16 protein-coding genes and 1 pseudogene are annotated in these 15,871 nt (G+C 49.7%); 4 read left to right on the top strand and 13 right to left on the bottom strand.

The genetic code is table 11. The features are described from left to right. Positions 1-570: 570 nt before the first annotated feature. The 3 genes from Q0135_RS01070 to Q0135_RS01060 all read right to left on the bottom strand — a co-directional run bounded on the left by Q0135_RS01070 (position 571) and on the right by Q0135_RS01060 (position 3,952). Entirely contained in the window at positions 571-1,437 is an 867-nt protein-coding gene (locus Q0135_RS01070) for a hypothetical protein (RefSeq protein ID WP_297941636.1), read from the bottom strand. A 949-nt stretch (positions 1,438-2,386) separates the two neighbouring features. Beyond that, positions 2,387-3,220, bottom strand: a complete 834-nt coding sequence (pepE, locus tag Q0135_RS01065) for a dipeptidase PepE (protein WP_297987560.1) — start codon at positions 3,218-3,220, stop codon at positions 2,387-2,389. A 195-nt stretch (positions 3,221-3,415) separates the two neighbouring features. Continuing rightward, positions 3,416-3,952: a hypothetical protein gene (locus Q0135_RS01060; RefSeq protein ID WP_297987558.1), complete on the bottom strand. Its 537-nt coding sequence runs from the start codon at positions 3,950-3,952 to the stop codon at positions 3,416-3,418. 148 nt (positions 3,953-4,100) lie between these two features. On the opposite strand from Q0135_RS01060, the gene Q0135_RS01055 reads away from it, so the two are divergent. The 4 genes and pseudogenes from Q0135_RS01055 to Q0135_RS01045 all read left to right on the top strand — a co-directional run bounded on the left by Q0135_RS01055 (position 4,101) and on the right by Q0135_RS01045 (position 5,863). Continuing rightward, a complete protein-coding gene (locus tag Q0135_RS01055) occupies positions 4,101-4,358 on the top strand; it encodes an MGMT family protein (protein ID WP_297987555.1) in 258 nt (85 codons plus the stop codon). Positions 4,359-5,114: 756 nt separating this feature from the next. Further along, on the top strand, positions 5,115-5,486 hold the full coding sequence (locus tag Q0135_RS01050) for a hypothetical protein (protein ID WP_297987554.1): 372 nt from the start codon (positions 5,115-5,117) through the stop codon (positions 5,484-5,486). After that, positions 5,462-5,539: pseudogene (locus tag Q0135_RS11385) on the top strand (hypothetical protein); the annotation flags it as partial. The gene Q0135_RS01050 and the pseudogene Q0135_RS11385, both read left to right, overlap by 25 nt. A gap of 96 nt (positions 5,540-5,635) precedes the next feature. After that, positions 5,636-5,863 (top strand): hypothetical protein, encoded by a 228-nt coding sequence (locus tag Q0135_RS01045; protein ID WP_297987553.1) that lies wholly within the window; start codon positions 5,636-5,638, stop codon positions 5,861-5,863. A gap of 266 nt (positions 5,864-6,129) precedes the next feature. On the opposite strand, the gene Q0135_RS01040 is transcribed toward Q0135_RS01045, so the two are convergent. The 10 genes from Q0135_RS01040 to Q0135_RS00995 all read right to left on the bottom strand — a co-directional run. Then, positions 6,130-6,417 (bottom strand): methylated-DNA--[protein]-cysteine S-methyltransferase, encoded by a 288-nt coding sequence (locus Q0135_RS01040; RefSeq protein WP_297987552.1) that lies wholly within the window; start codon positions 6,415-6,417, stop codon positions 6,130-6,132. A gap of 165 nt (positions 6,418-6,582) precedes the next feature. Then, a complete protein-coding gene (locus Q0135_RS01035) occupies positions 6,583-7,029 on the bottom strand; it encodes a hypothetical protein (protein WP_297987551.1) in 447 nt (148 codons plus the stop codon). Between the two features lie 52 nt (positions 7,030-7,081). Beyond that, on the bottom strand, positions 7,082-7,495 hold the full coding sequence (locus Q0135_RS01030; RefSeq protein WP_297987550.1) for a hypothetical protein: 414 nt from the start codon (positions 7,493-7,495) through the stop codon (positions 7,082-7,084). Between the two features lie 17 nt (positions 7,496-7,512). After that, positions 7,513-8,232, bottom strand: coding sequence for a CorA family divalent cation transporter (locus tag Q0135_RS01025; RefSeq protein WP_297987549.1), 720 nt, complete (start codon positions 8,230-8,232; stop codon positions 7,513-7,515). Positions 8,233-9,029: 797 nt separating this feature from the next. Further along, positions 9,030-11,237 (bottom strand): endonuclease MutS2, encoded by a 2,208-nt coding sequence (locus Q0135_RS01020; protein WP_297987548.1) that lies wholly within the window; start codon positions 11,235-11,237, stop codon positions 9,030-9,032. Continuing rightward, on the bottom strand, positions 11,227-11,988 hold the full coding sequence (locus Q0135_RS01015) for a hypothetical protein (RefSeq protein WP_297987547.1): 762 nt from the start codon (positions 11,986-11,988) through the stop codon (positions 11,227-11,229). The genes Q0135_RS01020 and Q0135_RS01015 overlap by 11 nt, the downstream gene beginning before the upstream one ends. Before the next feature lie 61 nt (positions 11,989-12,049). After that, the gene (murC, locus tag Q0135_RS01010; RefSeq protein WP_297987546.1) at positions 12,050-13,357 is read right to left on the bottom strand and encodes a UDP-N-acetylmuramate--L-alanine ligase; all 1,308 of its coding nucleotides are present in this window, start codon (positions 13,355-13,357) and stop codon (positions 12,050-12,052) included. 503 nt (positions 13,358-13,860) lie between these two features. Continuing rightward, a complete protein-coding gene (gene recR / locus Q0135_RS01005; RefSeq protein ID WP_297987545.1) occupies positions 13,861-14,430 on the bottom strand; it encodes a recombination mediator RecR in 570 nt (189 codons plus the stop codon). After that, positions 14,427-15,668 (bottom strand): ArsS family sensor histidine kinase, encoded by a 1,242-nt coding sequence (locus tag Q0135_RS01000; protein WP_297987544.1) that lies wholly within the window; start codon positions 15,666-15,668, stop codon positions 14,427-14,429. Before Q0135_RS01000 ends, recR begins: the two co-directional genes overlap by 4 nt. After that, positions 15,665-15,871, bottom strand: a 207-nt coding sequence (locus tag Q0135_RS00995; protein WP_297987543.1) for a helix-turn-helix domain-containing protein, incomplete at its 5' end; no start/stop codon positions are given. The genes Q0135_RS01000 and Q0135_RS00995, both read right to left, overlap by 4 nt.

Below are 15,871 nucleotides of genomic sequence, written 5' to 3'. Positions count from 1 at the left end.
ATTTGTTATAATTTCCGGCCTTTGCAGTTTAAGCCGCGCCTTTAGCGCTTTTATTCTACTTGATAAGTTCATTTATTTATTCCTTTGCGCCCAAAGCGTTTGAAACGGAGAATTTCATCGCTCGCGCGGAATTTCGTATTTAATATGGCATTTTTCTCCAAATAAAAGTCGTTGCGAAATTTTACTATCCCAAGGGTTAAATCAAGCTTTCAAATTTTAATGCACGCGAAAAGCAAAAGCTCAAATCCGCTTAAATTCGGCTGCTAAATTTAGCCGCCTCGCGCATCGACTGCCGACATTACCGCAGCGCGGTTTTCTGCCCTCTCATCCTCGGCGTTCTTGATGGTGTTTTGATGCGGCGCCTTGTCGTAAAATCTCCACGCGAGCGATCCGCACTTTTACGGCGATTCGGACAAGATAAAAAATTGTAAATTTCTTCCGTTTTTCTAGATTAAATTTCTGCGGTTGCCCGCATCGATTTTGCGGCATAAAAGCGTCGTCGCTTCTTTTGCCGAATATAACCGCTTCGCCGTATTCGGCAATGATCGGCAACATACGGTAAGCGATTAGTTATTTCGCGCTTGGGGCGTCGTCCTTAAAATTGGGGGCTAAAGTATAAAGGTGCTCAAATTTTGCTACGAAGCCTTCGCGCAGTAAAGCCTCAAGCGCCCGATTAAAAAGCGCCGTTTGCGCGGCCGTATCCGCACAAGAATTTGCGGCGAGCTCGTCGTGCGTTTGCGACGACTGCGCGATAAGCGCACGGATGATCGCTCCTCGCGCCTGACGCAGAGATCCTTTAAATTGAGACTGCTTGACGTAGTGTTTGCTTTGCCTGTTCGGATTGTCCCGCCGCTTTTTGAGCGCTGCGCCGTAGTCCATCAGCGCATAATACCACGTTCGCGGATCCTCCTCATAAAGGCTCGCGCGCACGAGCGGCGCGATTTCTTTATCGCTCACTTCCTCGCGGTACGAGAAAAAGAAGTGGATGAAAACGGCGCGGATATTCGTCTCGATAAAAATCGTGGGCTTATCGTAGGCAAACGCGGCGACGGCTGCGGCGGTGTAAGCTCCGATGCCGGGAAGCGTCCGCAGTGCGGCAGGATTAGAGGGCACGGCGCCGTCAAATTCGCGCACGATCTTTTTGGCGCACTCGTGCAAATAGCGCGCACGGCGGTTGTAGCCCAGACCCACCCAGCACCGCAGCACCTGTGTAAAAGGCGCGTCGGCGAGCGCGCGCACGGTGGGGAATTCCTCCAGCCAGCGCGCATATTTGGGGATCACTCGCTGCGTCTGGGTCTGCTGCAGCATAAACTCCGATACGAGGATCGCATACGGATCGCTCGTTTGTCGCCACGGCAGCGCCCGCCCATGTTCGCGGTAAAAAGATAAAATTTCGTTTTGAAACTCCGCATAATCCGTGCCGTTTGCTGCCCGCATAATTCGCTCCCTTATCTTAAATTTAAACCTTACGTATCGGCGCTACTGGGTACGTTTATGCGCCGAACCGCCTTTTGGTATTTTTCGGTTTTTAAAATCTCGGCTACAAGCTCATCGCCGCTCGGCGCAAGCGAGTGGCGATACAGGCGGAAGTGCTCGTTTGCTCGTCGCGGCGCCCTTTGATCTTTAAATTCGGCGATGCCGCCCGTTTACGGCGTCGTAATATTCGGCAGTTTGTCGTCGTTTGGATCAAATTTTAAAATTTTACCGTCCATGCAGCGCTTCGCGTAAAAATAATCTTTGTAAAAAGAAGCGCCGCAGCTAAGCCCGCGACCGATCGCTTCGTCGTTTTTGAGTTTATTTCCGGAGAAAATTTTCCCAAGTAGCCGCGCCCTGATTTTTTGCGAGGGGCCGTAGCGCGATCATATCTATAGCTTCTTGCGTCTCCCGCCCGCCCATGCCTTCGAGATGCTTCGATACATATCGTCGTAAAATATCTTTGCGGGCAATTCAGGCTCTTGCGGCGATTCCGGCGAGATAAAAATTTTAAGCTTTGCCTTAGATCGGTTAAGTTTCGGCAGTTACTCGAACCGGTTTTGGCGGCGCCATAAGTGCCGCCGCCTCTTTTTTGCAAATATACCGTCCCGCCGCAGCCGGCAAGAATGTCTGCGATATATGGAATAAAATCGCCGAGCGGCATAAGAAGGCGGACGCGGGGCATTTTATCTGCGTTTTAAATTTACTCTTTATGGCTTCAGGGGTCGCGCGCCGCTTTTAATCGATGCTTATCTTTTGATCGCGCGTCCGCATAAGCAAAGCTCGCTTTGCCGCGTAAATTTAAAAGCGGCGCCCGAATTTAGCCGAGCGCCGCAATTAAAATTTAACCGATTCGCGTATTTAAACGAGCGGTGCCGTCTGGCACCTCTTGGTTAAATTTAAGCGGGCGTAATCAATACTTAAATGAGCTACCCGGCTCGATCAACTTAACCTTTTGCTTATAGTTCAGCTTAAGCACCGCAGCAGGCCCGAGCACGGTCGCCTTCTCGCCTTCAAGCCAAAACGCCGTACCCTCCGGCATCGCATAAACGGTCGATTTTTGATTAGCGATCAAAAATTCCTCCAGCCTCTCCTCTCTGCTCTCGCCGTTGTGCCCCGCAGGCTTGCCCGAGATGAAGTGCGGATTGATCTGGTACGGGAAAATATTGAAGGTATTAAACGACTCAGGCTCGATGATCGGCATATCGTTCGTCGTCATCATCGTAGCGCCCGCGACGTTCGAGCCCGCGCTCCAGCCGATATACGGCGTGCCGTCCTCGACCATTTTGCTGATTAGGGCGATGAGCTCGTTTTCGTACATATCGTGCACGAGCTTGAAGGTGTTGCCGCCACCTACGAATATGCAATCCGCGCTCGCAACTTCCTTCGCGGCGTTTTTAGCGTGATGGACGCCGACGATATTTAAATTTAGGCTCGCAAGCGCCTCTTTGACGCGCTTTTCATATTCATCGTAGCTCCTGCGTAGGCTCGCGTAAGGGATGAAAACGATCTTTTTGCCCGCGAGGTTGTTCTCCTGTGCAAATTTACCGATCCACGCCACCGCGTGCGATAGATACTTCGTGTCCTTATAGCCCGAGCTTGAGAGCAGCAGCGCTCTTTGCTTGCTATGATCGCGCTTAGAGAGCTTAAACGCCTTTTCGCTCGCAGCTAGTTCGCTCGTACCGAGCATCGCAGCGCCCGCCGCCAAAGCGGCTACCTTTAGTAGGTCTCGTCTTTGATTTTGCATCTTTTCTCCTTTAAATCAAAGTTGATATCTGTTTTGAAATTATATTCCTTTACATATAAAGAGAGACTGAATATTCGGTTTAAATTTTGCTCGCCAAAAGGCCTCGGCAAAGTAAAATTTTAAAACTACTAAATTTTGAAATTCGGCGAGGCGCCGCGTCGTAAAATTTAAAAGCGCGGCTAAATTTAATGAAATTTACGCTTCGGCTTTCGGGGTATATGAGCCCGTATTGAAAAAATAGCATACCCCAAAAACTATTCCGCAAATCGGCGCTACGATTAAGGCGTACAAAAATATATGAGCTGCGGCACCTTCCAATATCCCGGTAAAAATCAAGGTCGGATATAAAAGCAAAACTATACTGGCAAAATTTTCTATCGTAAAGACCAACAAACTATCTCCTTGATCCTTGATAAAAAGGTTGCTGTATCGCTTAGTCTTAGTGTATTTCAAAAAAACGATCGTCTCACATATAGGCAAAACTATTATCGCGACATCACGAATATCTTTAAAAATTTTAGACGACGATTCTATACCGATATTCGAAAAAAGCAAATCAAGAAAAAACAGTAGCATTAGCGAGAAATAGATGGTTGTAGCCGCCGACGAATAATACCCTATAATCACGCGTCTGATAAATCTATGCATATCGTATCGCTTCTTTAAATTTTCAGGGATAGCGGCAAATTTCTCGTCCAGCTCTTTCGTGTCTGATTGAAATTTCTCGTCCACAGCTCGCTCCTTTTAAAGCGCTAAATTTTAGAAATTATATCGAATTTGGCGCTGCAAAGCGGCTACATTTAGGTCTAAATTTAAATGCGAAAAAGTATAATTACGCCATGGTTTTGACACAAAATTTGATCTATGAAATTTTACCCTTGTGGAGGAGATCCCCGCGGGCAGGGTCGCTAGCTACGGACAGATCGCACGCTTGATCGGGCTACCCGCTTGCTCGCGGCTCGTGGGGCGCGTGCTCTCGCAAGCAGAGCTTTACGGCAGCTACCCGTGCCACCGCGTCGTAAACCACGCAGGAGCCTTGGCGGCGAGCTTTGCGACTCAGCGCGAACTGCTAGAGGCCGAAGGCGTGGAATTTAGAGGCGAGCGCGCCCGTATGAACAAGCACCGCTGGGAGTGCTAAGACCTAATCGCCGCAGACTGAAGCACGGAATTTGCGGATCGTTTGAAGCGCGAAATTTTGAATTGTTCGCGACATGGAATTTTAATTTATAAAATTTTTAGATCCGCGCAGGTTTAAGCGGCGTAGCGGCAGCGCTACCGATCGCTAAGAGCCTGCGAGCTTCATTTGTTTGTAGATGCGGCGCAAATCATCATGCGCGAAAAGATAAATTTTATCTTTTTTGCGCGGCGGTTTAAAACGCTAATTCAAGCGGGCTCCTTGGTAATCAGCCCACCGCAGTTTTACGAAGCAGGCGCGACGCCGCCTATTAGTTTTTTCACTGCAGGCTTTGTTGCGCCCGTTTCGGCGCCGCTTATAGATTTTAGCTATCGTAAATTTTGACCCAAAAAGGCAAATTTGGCCGCTAATTTTAGTCAAATTTAAGCTCCTTCGCGAAAAATGCGACGCCGTTTTTTAAAAGCATATAAAAATGCCTAGCAAATTTAACGCGCTCACCGATCCGATATTTAAACTCGCAAGCCAAATTTATCCTTAGGATGCGGATAAATTTACCCTAAGTCTGAAAGCAAAAGACAAAATAAAGCCAAATTTAAGGCGTAAAGCATTGCTGAATATTAACTAAAACCGCATATAATCCGGACTCAAATCAATAAAAAAGGACAAAATGAATGAACTATCAAAACTCCCGACTCCCGATATCGCCGAGCACGGCGCGTTTTCCCGTCGCCGTTTTCGCTGTCGCAGTTCACGGCGCCCGTGAGCGATCTGGCGGATTTTAATTACGAGAAAAAATACGACGGCGATAAGAAAATCCTCATCATCGCGGCCGACGAGCGCTATTTGCTCATGGACAACGGGACGTTTTTCTCCACGGGTAACCACCCTATCGAGACGCTCGTGCCGATGTATCACCTGACACAGGCGGGCTGGGACTTTGAGATCGCGACGCTCTCGGGCAATCCCATGAAATTCGAGTTTTGGGCGATGCCGGCGAAGGACGAGCGGTTGAAGAGCTTTTTCGAGAGCTACGCGGCGAAATTTAAAGAGCCAAAAAAGCTCTCAGACGTCGTCGCTGCGGGGCTCGATAAGTATTTGCGCTCTATATCCCGGGCGGCCATGGCGCGCTGATCAGGCTTGATGAGAGCCGCGACGTAAAGGCCGCGCTAAAATGGTTCCACGAACGCGAAAAATACATCATCACGATCTGCCATGGCCCTGCGGGGCTGCTCGCTGCGGCGCTGAACGAGGATAAGTTTTTATTCGAGGGATACGAGCTCGTGCTGCTGCCCAACGTCATAGATCGCACCTCGCCGGGTATTGGCTATATGCCGGGGCATCTGCGCTGGTATATGGGCTCGCGGCTAGCAAAACTGGGGATGAAAATCCTAAACAAAAGCATCGATGGAGCCGTGCACAAAGACCGCAACCTACTCTCCGGCGACAGTCCGCTCGCGGCCAATAACCTGGGCAAACTGGCGGCTAAGACGTTTTTGGAGTCGCTGTAAATTTTACGCCGCTAAGGTCGGCATCTCGGCATAAAATTTTAATTTTTACGCGGCGGAAAAATTTAAAATTTCAAAGCGTGCCCGCTTCGGCTTTAAATTTAATGATCGCCGTCCTGCGCGCGGTGTAATCGTTTAAAATCGCCGCTCGCCTTCGATTTGCAAGCGATGCGCTGTGCAGCGTCTAAATTTAAGTATTCAAATTTTATCACACTTTTGCGCGCGAGTATTAAAATCTTTTGCGATCTTTCAAATTTTGCCGCGCCACCTCATAGGGCGGTGCCTTTGGCGGGCGTGAAAAGCCCCTGCATATCGACGCCTTCGAGCTTCAGCAGCTTTATTTTTCTATCGATGCCGCCTGCATAGCCCGTGAGGTTGCCGTGCGCGCCTATGACGCGGTGGCAGGGGATGATGATCGAGATTTCGTTGTGCCCTACGGCGCCGCCCACGGCTTGCGCGGACATCTTCGCTAGCCCGCGTGCCGCGGCGATTTCGCGTGCGATCTGTCCGTAGGTCGTGGTTTTGCCGTATGGGATTTTAAGCAAAATCTCCCACACGGCGCGCCTAAACGCCGAGCCCACGGGATTTAGAGCGGGCGTAAAACCGGGCTCGCGTCCGCTAAAATACAGATCAATCCAGCGCTTAGTTTGATCGAAAACGGCCAGATTTTTCTCCTTGGGGCACGCGCCTTGCTCATTTTCGCAGAATTTTTCGCCCGCGCCTTACGCCGAAAGATTGGATGCGTGAGATTTTTTGCTCGCACCTTGAGCCGCAAAATCACGCGTGAAGAATTTTTCGCTCTCTATAAGTGTGTGTGCGCAGAATTTTACGTCCGTGCCGCTCGCCGCTTTTGCCGCAGTATCATTCTTTTTCAACGCCGCAATATCGCACTGTGTTTTGCTCGCGGGCGTGCTGCTCTTTTGCGAGCAGATCATCGTCGCCCCGCTTTTCGCCTCTAGCGCATGACCTTTCTCGTAGCAACCCTCTCTCGCAGCGGCATCTGTTTTTGCCGCAATATCGCGCGTGTAGAATTTGCCGTCTGCGCCGCTTGCCGCAAGAGCGTGCGCGTAGTATTTCTCGCCCTCGAACCACAGCCCGCAAAGCCCCGCCTCATCACCCGCGAGCGTGATTTTACCAAGCGGCAAGTCGTAATATGCGATAAATTTCATCATTGCTCCTATTTTGCGCTTTTGCGATTAAATTTAGCGCCGCAAATAGCGCCTAAATTTCCCAAATTTCTAAAATTTGCGGGCAGATTTTAGCTACGCTTTGCTTAAATTCCGCCTTTTGCGCGGCGCTCGGGTCGCTAATGGCTTCAAATTTGCAAAAAAGCTCGGCGATCTTTAGCCAGCCCGCAAGATTTAGATCAAATTTTTCCAAATTTGCTTCGGACAAAAACTCCAAATCATGGTCGTAAAACGCGATCTCGCCGCCAGAGCTTAGTAGCCAAAGATCGCCGGTGCCGCTATCTGCAAAGATACAAAACTCGCGCAACAGCTTGCTATCGCCCTCAAAAGGAAATTTCGCCGCGTCGTTGCAGAGCGCGATCTCGTGCTCTTTCAGCACTCTAAAATCGCCCGCAATCTCCCTGCCGAGGTATCCGCCTAGGATATTTTTAAGCTCGTTTTTGTTCAAAATTTAACTCCTCCGCTTTAGTTTCGTTTTTTGGCGTAGAGCATAAGAAAGCCGACCATCGCCGCGAAAATCACGCACATCGCAAGCGTCACGATGAGCGTGCCGTGCGCCGAGCCGCTTAAAAACAGCCCCGTCGTGTTCATCCCGAAAAAGCTCGTGATGAAATTTAGCGGCATCAGCAGCGACGAGATGATCGTGAGAATGTAGATGTTGCGGCTAATTTTGTCGTTTTTGAGCCCCTGGATGAATTGATAGATATCCTCGATCCTGACGGCATATTCGCTCATCACGCCTTTAAAAACGCCCGCTTCGTAGGCGTAGTTTTTCAGCTGCTTTTTCAGCGCCGGCTGCTCGTTTGCGCAGATGAGAAGCGCCTCGTAAAAATGCGAAATTTTGTTTTGAAATTTGCGGATTTCGTATTTTAGGACAGAGTGCCTTTTCATAAATTTTGAAAAATCACCGCGACGCGTGTAGATTTTTTCGTAATTCTCAAGCTCTGCGGAGTGCTCTAAAATTTTATCGCGGTACTGCGCGAGGATCTTTTTAACGACCGCGAAAAACTCCGCCTCGCTGCTAAGCCGCACCTCGGCGGTACCCTCCTGCAAATAGATCGCGCCTGCGTCGAAAATAAAGCGGTAGTTTTGCTCGCGTGGCGCGTCCGTTACGAAATATACATACTCGCGATCCTCGGCATAGTAGTAGCCTGAAACGCTGCGCTTTTCGGTAATCGGGTTCAATGAGACCTCCTTATTTAATCGTTTTAAATTTACGAAATTTCAGAATTTCGCTCAAATTTACGGAATTTTGAAATTCTGTTGCCGATCAGAATTCTGAAATTTTGCTACTAATAGGAATTCTAAAATTCCGCCGCCATTTAAATTTTATCGTATTTGGAATTTCAAAATTCTTTTGCGCTTGGAATTTTAAAATTTTAAGCACGAAAGAATTTTATCATTGGTGGAATTTATGCGACGCAGTCGCAATTCAAATTTAGCGCGGACGCAGTCCGCACCGCTAGCGTCGCGCGGGTGGGGGTTGGTAAGGGGGCGGGCGCGCCTCGCAACTCTGAGCGCCGCCCCCTTACGAATATCGCACATAATGTATCCAAGCGCTAGGCTATATCATAAAATTTTGTAAAAATTTACAAAATAAAATTTCATTCCTAAATTCACAGCTCGCGAAATTCACGCCGTGATTTCTATTTTCTTGGGGCGGGAAGGAGGCTTGAATTGCGAGGTCACACTTCTCGCAGAGACGGCGCTGCCCCGCAGCACTGCATTGCTCTGCTCGCCCACAAACCTCACCCATCCCCCTACGACGCTTTAAGCGGTGCGGACTGCGTCCGCGCTGTATTTTCTATTGCGGCTCACGCCGCATGAAATTTCAGCGAAAAGCCATACTACAAATCCCACGCGAAATTCTATGTTAAAAGCACCCGTGCTTTTGCAAAACCTCGGCGAAGGCATGGATGAAATGAGCGAATTCCGCATCGTTCGTGCTCGCGTCTGAAGCGAAAAGGCCTTCGAGCCTAAGTCTAAAGCGAGACGACCTTTGAGCCGAAGCCTCCTTCTGCGGGCGTGCCGTCGCGAAAGCCCTTGACGCTCGGGTGCGATTTCAAAAACTCCTTTACCGCGAACGCGAGTTTGCCCGTGCCGATGCCGTGCTTTACGATGATCTCATCAAAGCCCATCACGAGGCTCTGGCTGATGAATTTATCAAGCCTGCTGATCGCTTCCTCGGCGCGCAAGCCGTGCAGATCGAGCACGAGCGACGCGGAGGCGGGCTTTTGCACCTTGATGCTGATATTTTTTGCGGGCGCGGGCGCCGCACCGCTGTGCTTTAGCTCGCCAAGCGGCACGCGTAGCCTGATGCCGTCGCTTAGCATCAGCGCCTGGGTTTTGCTGAGCGATAAAATTTCGCCCTTGATCTTACCGTATTTGACGCGATCGCCCACCTTGAGGCTTTGCGGCTCGGGCGTGCTGAGTTCGGGCTGCTGCACGGTCCGTACGAGCTCGTTTGCGCGGTTTATGGCGCGCTGCTTTTCGCGCACGTCGCTTAGGCTCACGCTGCGTTTGGCCTCCGAAATGGCGCGGTAGTATTCGTTTTGCAGCCTTGAAAGTTCCGCCTTCAGCTCGCTTTGCGCGCGCTCGCGCTGATCTTTTAGCGCCTCGCTTAGCGCGTCGAGTTTGGCCTCTTTTTGTTGCGTCTGCGCCAGCTTTTGTTTTAGCTCAAGTTCTAAATTTATCGCTTTTGAGATCGCTTCGTTTAGGTTTTCTTTGTTTTCGCCGTAGTTTTTGCGCGCTGCGGCGATCAAATTTTGCGCTATGCCGTAGCGCAGTGCGGTTTCAAAGGCGTAGGATTTGCCGATCGTGCCCTTTAAAAACTCATACTTCGGCGCGCTGTTTTTCTCATCGTAAAGCGCCGCCAGCAGCTCCACGCGCGGATCCTTTGCTAACAGCATCGCCAGGCGCTTGTGATGCGTGGTGATGATCATCTTCACGTCGCCGCTTATCAGCTGCTCGATCATCGCGCCGTATAGGCTCGCAGCCTCCTCAAAATCGGTACCCAGCTCGATCTCATCGACGCCGATTAGAATTTCTTTGCGCCCGAACAGCTTGCTAAAGGCAACCATCCTGCCCGCAAAGGTCGAGATGTCGTTTTTGGAGTTTTGCGGATCCTCCATTATGAGCTCGAACTCTTTAAAGGTGCCGATGCGGCTGAGGCTTGCGCGAATAGGCATCGGAAGGAGGTATTTGGCTAACAGCGCCGCGCTTAGAATGCTTTTTAAAAGCATCGATTTTCCGCCCGCATTCACGCCGGTGATGAGCAGAATTTTGCCGCTAAATTCCACGCTCACGCGCTTTGGATTTTTAAGCGCGGGGTGGGCGAAGCTGTCTAGGACGATGTCGCGCGAGGGCTCAGGTAGGACGAACTCATAATCGCTCGCTCTTGCCATCGCGGCGCGCGCAATCAGCGCGTCGATCGCATCGAAAGCGGCGTTTATAAATTTTAAAAAAGCTAAATTCTTATTAAAAACCGCGCTGATCTGCTTGCAGTGCTCGAAAACGATCTGCTCCTTTTTATCCAAAATCGCGCTTTGAGCGGACTTCAGAGCTGCGATCGCGTCGGGCAGCACGTAAAAATAGCCTCCACTTGATCGCGCTACGACGCTACCTTTTAGCACGTGGTTGAAGCCGCCGCGCACCAGCAGAGCCTCGGTGTCGCTTATGTAGTGGATCTGCGTGTCGGCGAGATAGGGCGAAAGGGCTTTGGAATAGATCAGCCTTTTTAGCGTCTGCTCGATCTCGCCCTTTTTTATTTTAAACGCCTCGTTCAGCGCGCCGAAGCGCTCGTCTATCGCGTCGCGAAAGCCGCCCTGATCATCGAAATAGTCCTTTAATTGCACGATGGGCGCAGGAATTTCTATCTTCGCAAGCCAAGCGGCGAGTTTGCCCTCAAAAGGCTGCTTTTTGAGATACAAAAAATATCGGACGATCTTGCTAAATTCGTAAATTTCGCTGATATGAAGCACGCCGTGCTTTGAGATGCGCATCAGAGCGTCGTCTAAGTTCACGACGCTCTCGCACTGCGCGAGATCAAATTTCGTAAGCTCTGAAATTTTTTCAAAATTCAGCTTGCTATCGCCACTTAAAAACAGCGGCTTCTCGCGCGCCAAAAAGCTTTTAAATTTGGCTAGATACTCGCCTAGATCGAGGCGCGTAAAGAGTTCGTCACTGATCATAAACGCACTCTTTGATTTTATAAGTTTTGCCCTTAAACTCCGCGCCCGCGCTCTTTTTGGCGATGAAAGCGCCCAGCGAAAAGGAGTAGGTGAAGCTCTCTCGCGTCACGATCTGCGCGGGGCCTTGCAAATTTAAGCTCTGCGGCGCGGAATTTTGCGTAGTTTTAGAATTCTGCGCGGAGCTTTGCGGATTAGAGTTTTGCGGATTAGAGTTTTGCGTGTCGTCTCGTTGCGCGGAGCTTTGCGTAGAATTTTGCAGCGCGCGGTTCTGCGTATCGTTCTGGCCCGCAGAATTTTGCAAAGTAGGGCTTTGCGCGGAATTTTGCCCGCTCGAAACAGCGTCGCTAGTTTGCGGGGAATAGGTTTGCGCAGCAGAAGCCTGCTCGTTCGTTTGCACCGCGGAGCTTTGCATATCATTTGCTTGCGCGGCAGAAGTGGCCTTGCTCTGTGCGTTTAAATTTGCCTCGCCGGCTTTCGCGCCCAAATTTTTCGCATCCGCGCTGCGAGCTTCGGCAGCGGAATTTACCGCGCCGCCGCATCTTAATCTGGCGCCTGCGTTAAATTTAAACACCATCTCCTTCTCGAGCTTGGCGGAGCGCTCGCTCACGCTTTCGTAAAAATACGCCCCCGCGCACAGCAGCATGATCAACGCCGTGGCGATGATTTTAGCCCTTTTGCTTAAAATTTCGTCTCGCACGAAAAAGATCGCCGCGATAAATAAAAATGCGAAAATAAACACCAAAAATCTCAAATTTTATCCTTGCCCGCTCGTAGCGGAGTTTGTCTAATAAATTTGGCGAGAGCTTTCAAGCTTAAAATTCTCCGCGCAGCTGATAGGTGATGTCGCCTGCGCCAAATCCGATCACGAGCCCGTCGTTTATGATGTGGCGGACGCCGAAAATATCGCTAAATTCTATCCGCTCGCCGTTTCTAAAGACCCTCTCGGTAAATAGCGCTCCGAGCCCCTTAAACTCCTCTTTCAGATCGATGCCGTTGCTAGGTTCGCCAGCGGCGTAAACGGGCAGTACGACTAACTCCTCCACGCCCGCAAAGCACTCTTTGAAAGCGTTTAAATTCGCCTTAAGCCTGCTGAAGCGGTGCGGCTGAAAGATCGCCGTGATCTTGCTAAGCCCTAGCAGGCTAGCGTATTCGCGCGCGCTTTGCAGCGTCGCTCTGATCTCGGTAGGGTGGTGGCCGTAGTCGTCGATGAGCACGAAGCTAGGAGTAGCGCACAGGATGTCGAAGCGCTTTTTGATCCCTTTGTAATTTAGCAAATTTTTGCGGATCTGCTCTAGTCCCGTCTCGCACGCCGCGGCTAAAATCGCTAGCGATGCATCGATCGCGATGTGTCTTCCGAGCCCGTAAACCTCGAAGCGACCGAGCTCTTTAAGATTAAAGCTCATAAACGGCTGATGATCGCGCAGTAGCACCTTTAGATCCGTTATATCGCGCGAAGGAAAGAGCTTGATACAGCCGAGCTTGATGGAGCTTAAAAACTCATCCTCGGCGTTTATCACGCGGATCTTGGCGCGCTCCAAAAAGCCGCGATACGCCGCGTGAAATTTATCCAAATCGTTGTCGTAATGATCCATATGCTCGGGCTCGGCGTTGGTCACGACCGCGACGTAGGGGTTGGAATTTAAAAAGCTAGAATCACTCTCATCGGCTTCAAAGATGATATTTTCGCTATTTTCATACTTCATATTCGAGCCGAACTGCTTGGAGATCGCGCCGATGATGACCGAGCCGTTTATCAGCGCCGAGGTTATCGCGCTCGTGGTGCTTTTGCCGTGCGCGCCGGCGACTGCGAAGACGCGCTTGTCTTTTAGCACGAAGGGCAGGGCTTCCTTACGCGAGAGGCAGACGATCCCTTTTTTGCGCGCGGCTTGCAGCTCGACGTTGTCCTCTTTGATCGCAGCGGAGTAGATGACGATCTCCTGATCTTTGATCGCCGAAGCGTCGTGCGGAGTGATGATCTCCATACCGTCCGCTCTTAGCTTGTAGGTCGTCTCGCTCTCTTTGATATCAGAGCCTGAGATGATAAAATTTTTCTCGTGTAAAAATCTTGCTAATGCGGAGATGCCTATGCCGCCGATGCCGATAAAATGAACCTTTTTCACCTTTGTCCTTAAATATTATAATAGATAATTACGTTTAAATTTTTAAATCCCGCGCCGGCGAAATTTAAAAATTTAAACCGTTTTACGCGCCTTGAAATTCGCCTTTAAATTTTTACGAGCTCGCAGCGTCGCGCAACCCCGTATCGCTACTTTCGAAAGTGCTTTTAAAATTTGAACGCTCGAAATTCGCCGTTTAGAATTTCGCCTTTTAAAATTTGAACGCTCGAAATTCCGCGTCCGAAACTTCGCTTCGAAACGGGGCGCTTAAATTTTACGGCTCAAACTTGCCGTTAAAGCCTTGTGGCGAGCGAGGCGCCGCTGTGCCTACCGCATCGTATCGCGCACCGAAGCCGCGTAAATTTCGGTAAATTTCATTGCGTTCATCGCGCGTCCACTATTTAAATTTAACGCCTGAAATTTCGCCGCTTGGGCTCCGCGGCAAATCCTATTTGTCGCCTTGTGCTTCAAATTTACCCGCATAAATTTAAAATTTCGTCGAAATTTTAAATATCGGTGCGCCCGTTGATCGCCTTTATTAGCGAGAGCATATCGACGTTGTCTAAGCTCACGCCCGTAGGCACGCCCTGAGCGAGCTTGGTAAATTTCAAACCCAGATCCGCGAGTTTGTCCTCGACATAAAGCATGATGCCGTCGGAGTTGATGCCCGGCGTCAGCGCAAATATCAGCTCGCGCGCGCCGTTTCGGCTCACCATCTCGCGCAGCGCCGCGATTTTATCTTCGTCAGCGGCGTCTAGCACGAAGTAGCGACCGTTGTAAATTTTATTGCTCTCTAAAATAAAGATATCTTTTGGGTTTTCGACGATGCAAATTTTATCGCTTTCGCGCTCATCGTCAGCGCAATATTCGCAGATCTCGCCCTCGCATACCGCACCGCAGATGCGGCATCTGTGCAGTCCGCGCACCGCCTCTTCGATATTGTGCGCTAAATTTAGCCCTAGGAAGGAATTTTGCACGCTTACGTAGTACGCAAAGCGCAGGGCGGACTTTTTGCCCACGCCGGGAAGCTTTTCAAAGCTTGCAACGAGCTCTTCGAACCTATCTCCGCCGCTCATATGGCGCCCTTTGGCGAAAAGACGATCGAGAAGTAGTGTGTGCCGTCGCTGTAATTGTACTCGAAGCGGAATTTATGCAGCTCGCAAATTTTATCGATGATGTAAAGCCCAAGCCCCATGCCGGTGGCTTTCTCGTCTTTATTTCTGATAAAGGCCTGCTTGTAGTGCTCGAATGATTTTGCAAGCGCCGCGCCGCGGTTGGCGACACTTACTTTATTTTCGTCGCAGATGATGCGAACTTTTTTATCGCTGGAGTATTTTAGGGCGTTATCGATTAAATTTTTAATCGCCAGTGCAAATAGCCCGAAATCCACGTTTATCACCGCATCGCACTCGATATCCGTGCTGATAAGCTCATCCCAATTATCGAGCATCGACATATCTTTGACCTGCTCTAAAATGAGGCTAAAATGATAATCCTGATAGTTGAGCGAGTAGCTTTTTGAGAGCAGTTGCTCGATTTTTGCAAACTCGTTGATTAAAATTTCAAGCCGCTCGAAGACATTGACGAGCCGCTCTTTTTGTGTTTCGTCCTCAAGCATTTCGGTGATTAGCCTGCCCTTGCCGATCGGGGTTTTAAGCTCATGCATGATGGTGCGTAAAAATAGCTGGCGCGAGCGGATTAGCTCTTGAATTTTAGCAATCGCATTGTTAAATTCCTGTGCGACCTGCCCAATCTCGTCTTCGCTGTGCGTGGCGGCTAAATTTACGTCCAAGTTGCCCTGGGCGAATTTTTTGATATTTTTGCTTAGTTTTTTTAGCGGCGTGAAGCTCTTCATGATCGACAGATAAAGCGAAACCAAAACCGCGACGGTGAGGAAAAACCCGACCCAGAGCGGATCGTTTAAATTTTTCGTGCCGATACTTTCAAAAACTACGATGAAGGAGTTGTTTTTGATATTTAAAAAGAGCGAGTTGTTATACTCGACCGAGCTAAACTCCCCGATCGAGGTGTCTTGGACGAAAAATTTCTTCCCGCTGGTGCCTATATTTTGGATAACGTTTTTGTCTTTTACGAGCTCGAGTCCGAAATTTGAAAAATACTGCTCGATGTCGCTAGGCGGGGTGTTGCGTTTGTAAAGCTCGAGTAGATAATTTACCGCGTTTATCTGGTTTGCCTGCATCGCCCCCAGGGCTTTGCTCATCTGGATGCGCCCGAAAGTGATAAAAAGCGTGCATACCAGAATAAGCGCGATTACGAAAAATACGGTGATCTTCGTGATTAAGGAGTGTTTCATCCGATGAGCTTGTAGCCGATACCGCGAACCGAAAAGATATGCTTAGGCGCTTTGGAACTGTCGCCGATTTTGGTGCGTAGGCGTCCGATGATGACGTCTAAGCTCTTTGAGTCCTTATCTTTTAGGCTCTTGCAATGGTATACGAGCTGCTCGCGAGATACCGAAAAGCTATGCTGCTTGATTAGGTATTCTAAAATTTCATA

Source organism: uncultured Campylobacter sp. (assembly GCF_937981295.1).
In the GTDB taxonomy this organism is placed as follows: Bacteria; Campylobacterota; Campylobacteria; order Campylobacterales; family Campylobacteraceae; genus Campylobacter_B.
This window is presented reverse-complemented; position numbering and strand designations above follow the sequence as displayed.

What these genes read in the sequence shown, in the direction of transcription:
- Q0135_RS01070 (WP_297941636.1), bottom strand. Translation starts at nt 1,437, where the DNA reads ATGCGGGCAGCAAACGGCACGGATTATGCGGAGTTTCAAAACGAAATT.
- pepE (WP_297987560.1), bottom strand. Translation starts at nt 3,220, where the DNA reads ATGCAAAATCAAAGACGAGACCTACTAAAGGTAGCCGCTTTGGCGGCG.
- Q0135_RS01035 (WP_297987551.1), bottom strand. Translation starts at nt 7,029, where the DNA reads ATGAAATTTATCGCATATTACGACTTGCCGCTTGGTAAAATCACGCTC.
- Q0135_RS01020 (WP_297987548.1), bottom strand. Translation starts at nt 11,237, where the DNA reads ATGATCAGTGACGAACTCTTTACGCGCCTCGATCTAGGCGAGTATCTA.
- recR (WP_297987545.1), bottom strand. Translation starts at nt 14,430, where the DNA reads ATGAGCGGCGGAGATAGGTTCGAAGAGCTCGTTGCAAGCTTTGAAAAG.
- Q0135_RS01000 (WP_297987544.1), bottom strand. Translation starts at nt 15,668, where the DNA reads ATGAAACACTCCTTAATCACGAAGATCACCGTATTTTTCGTAATCGCG.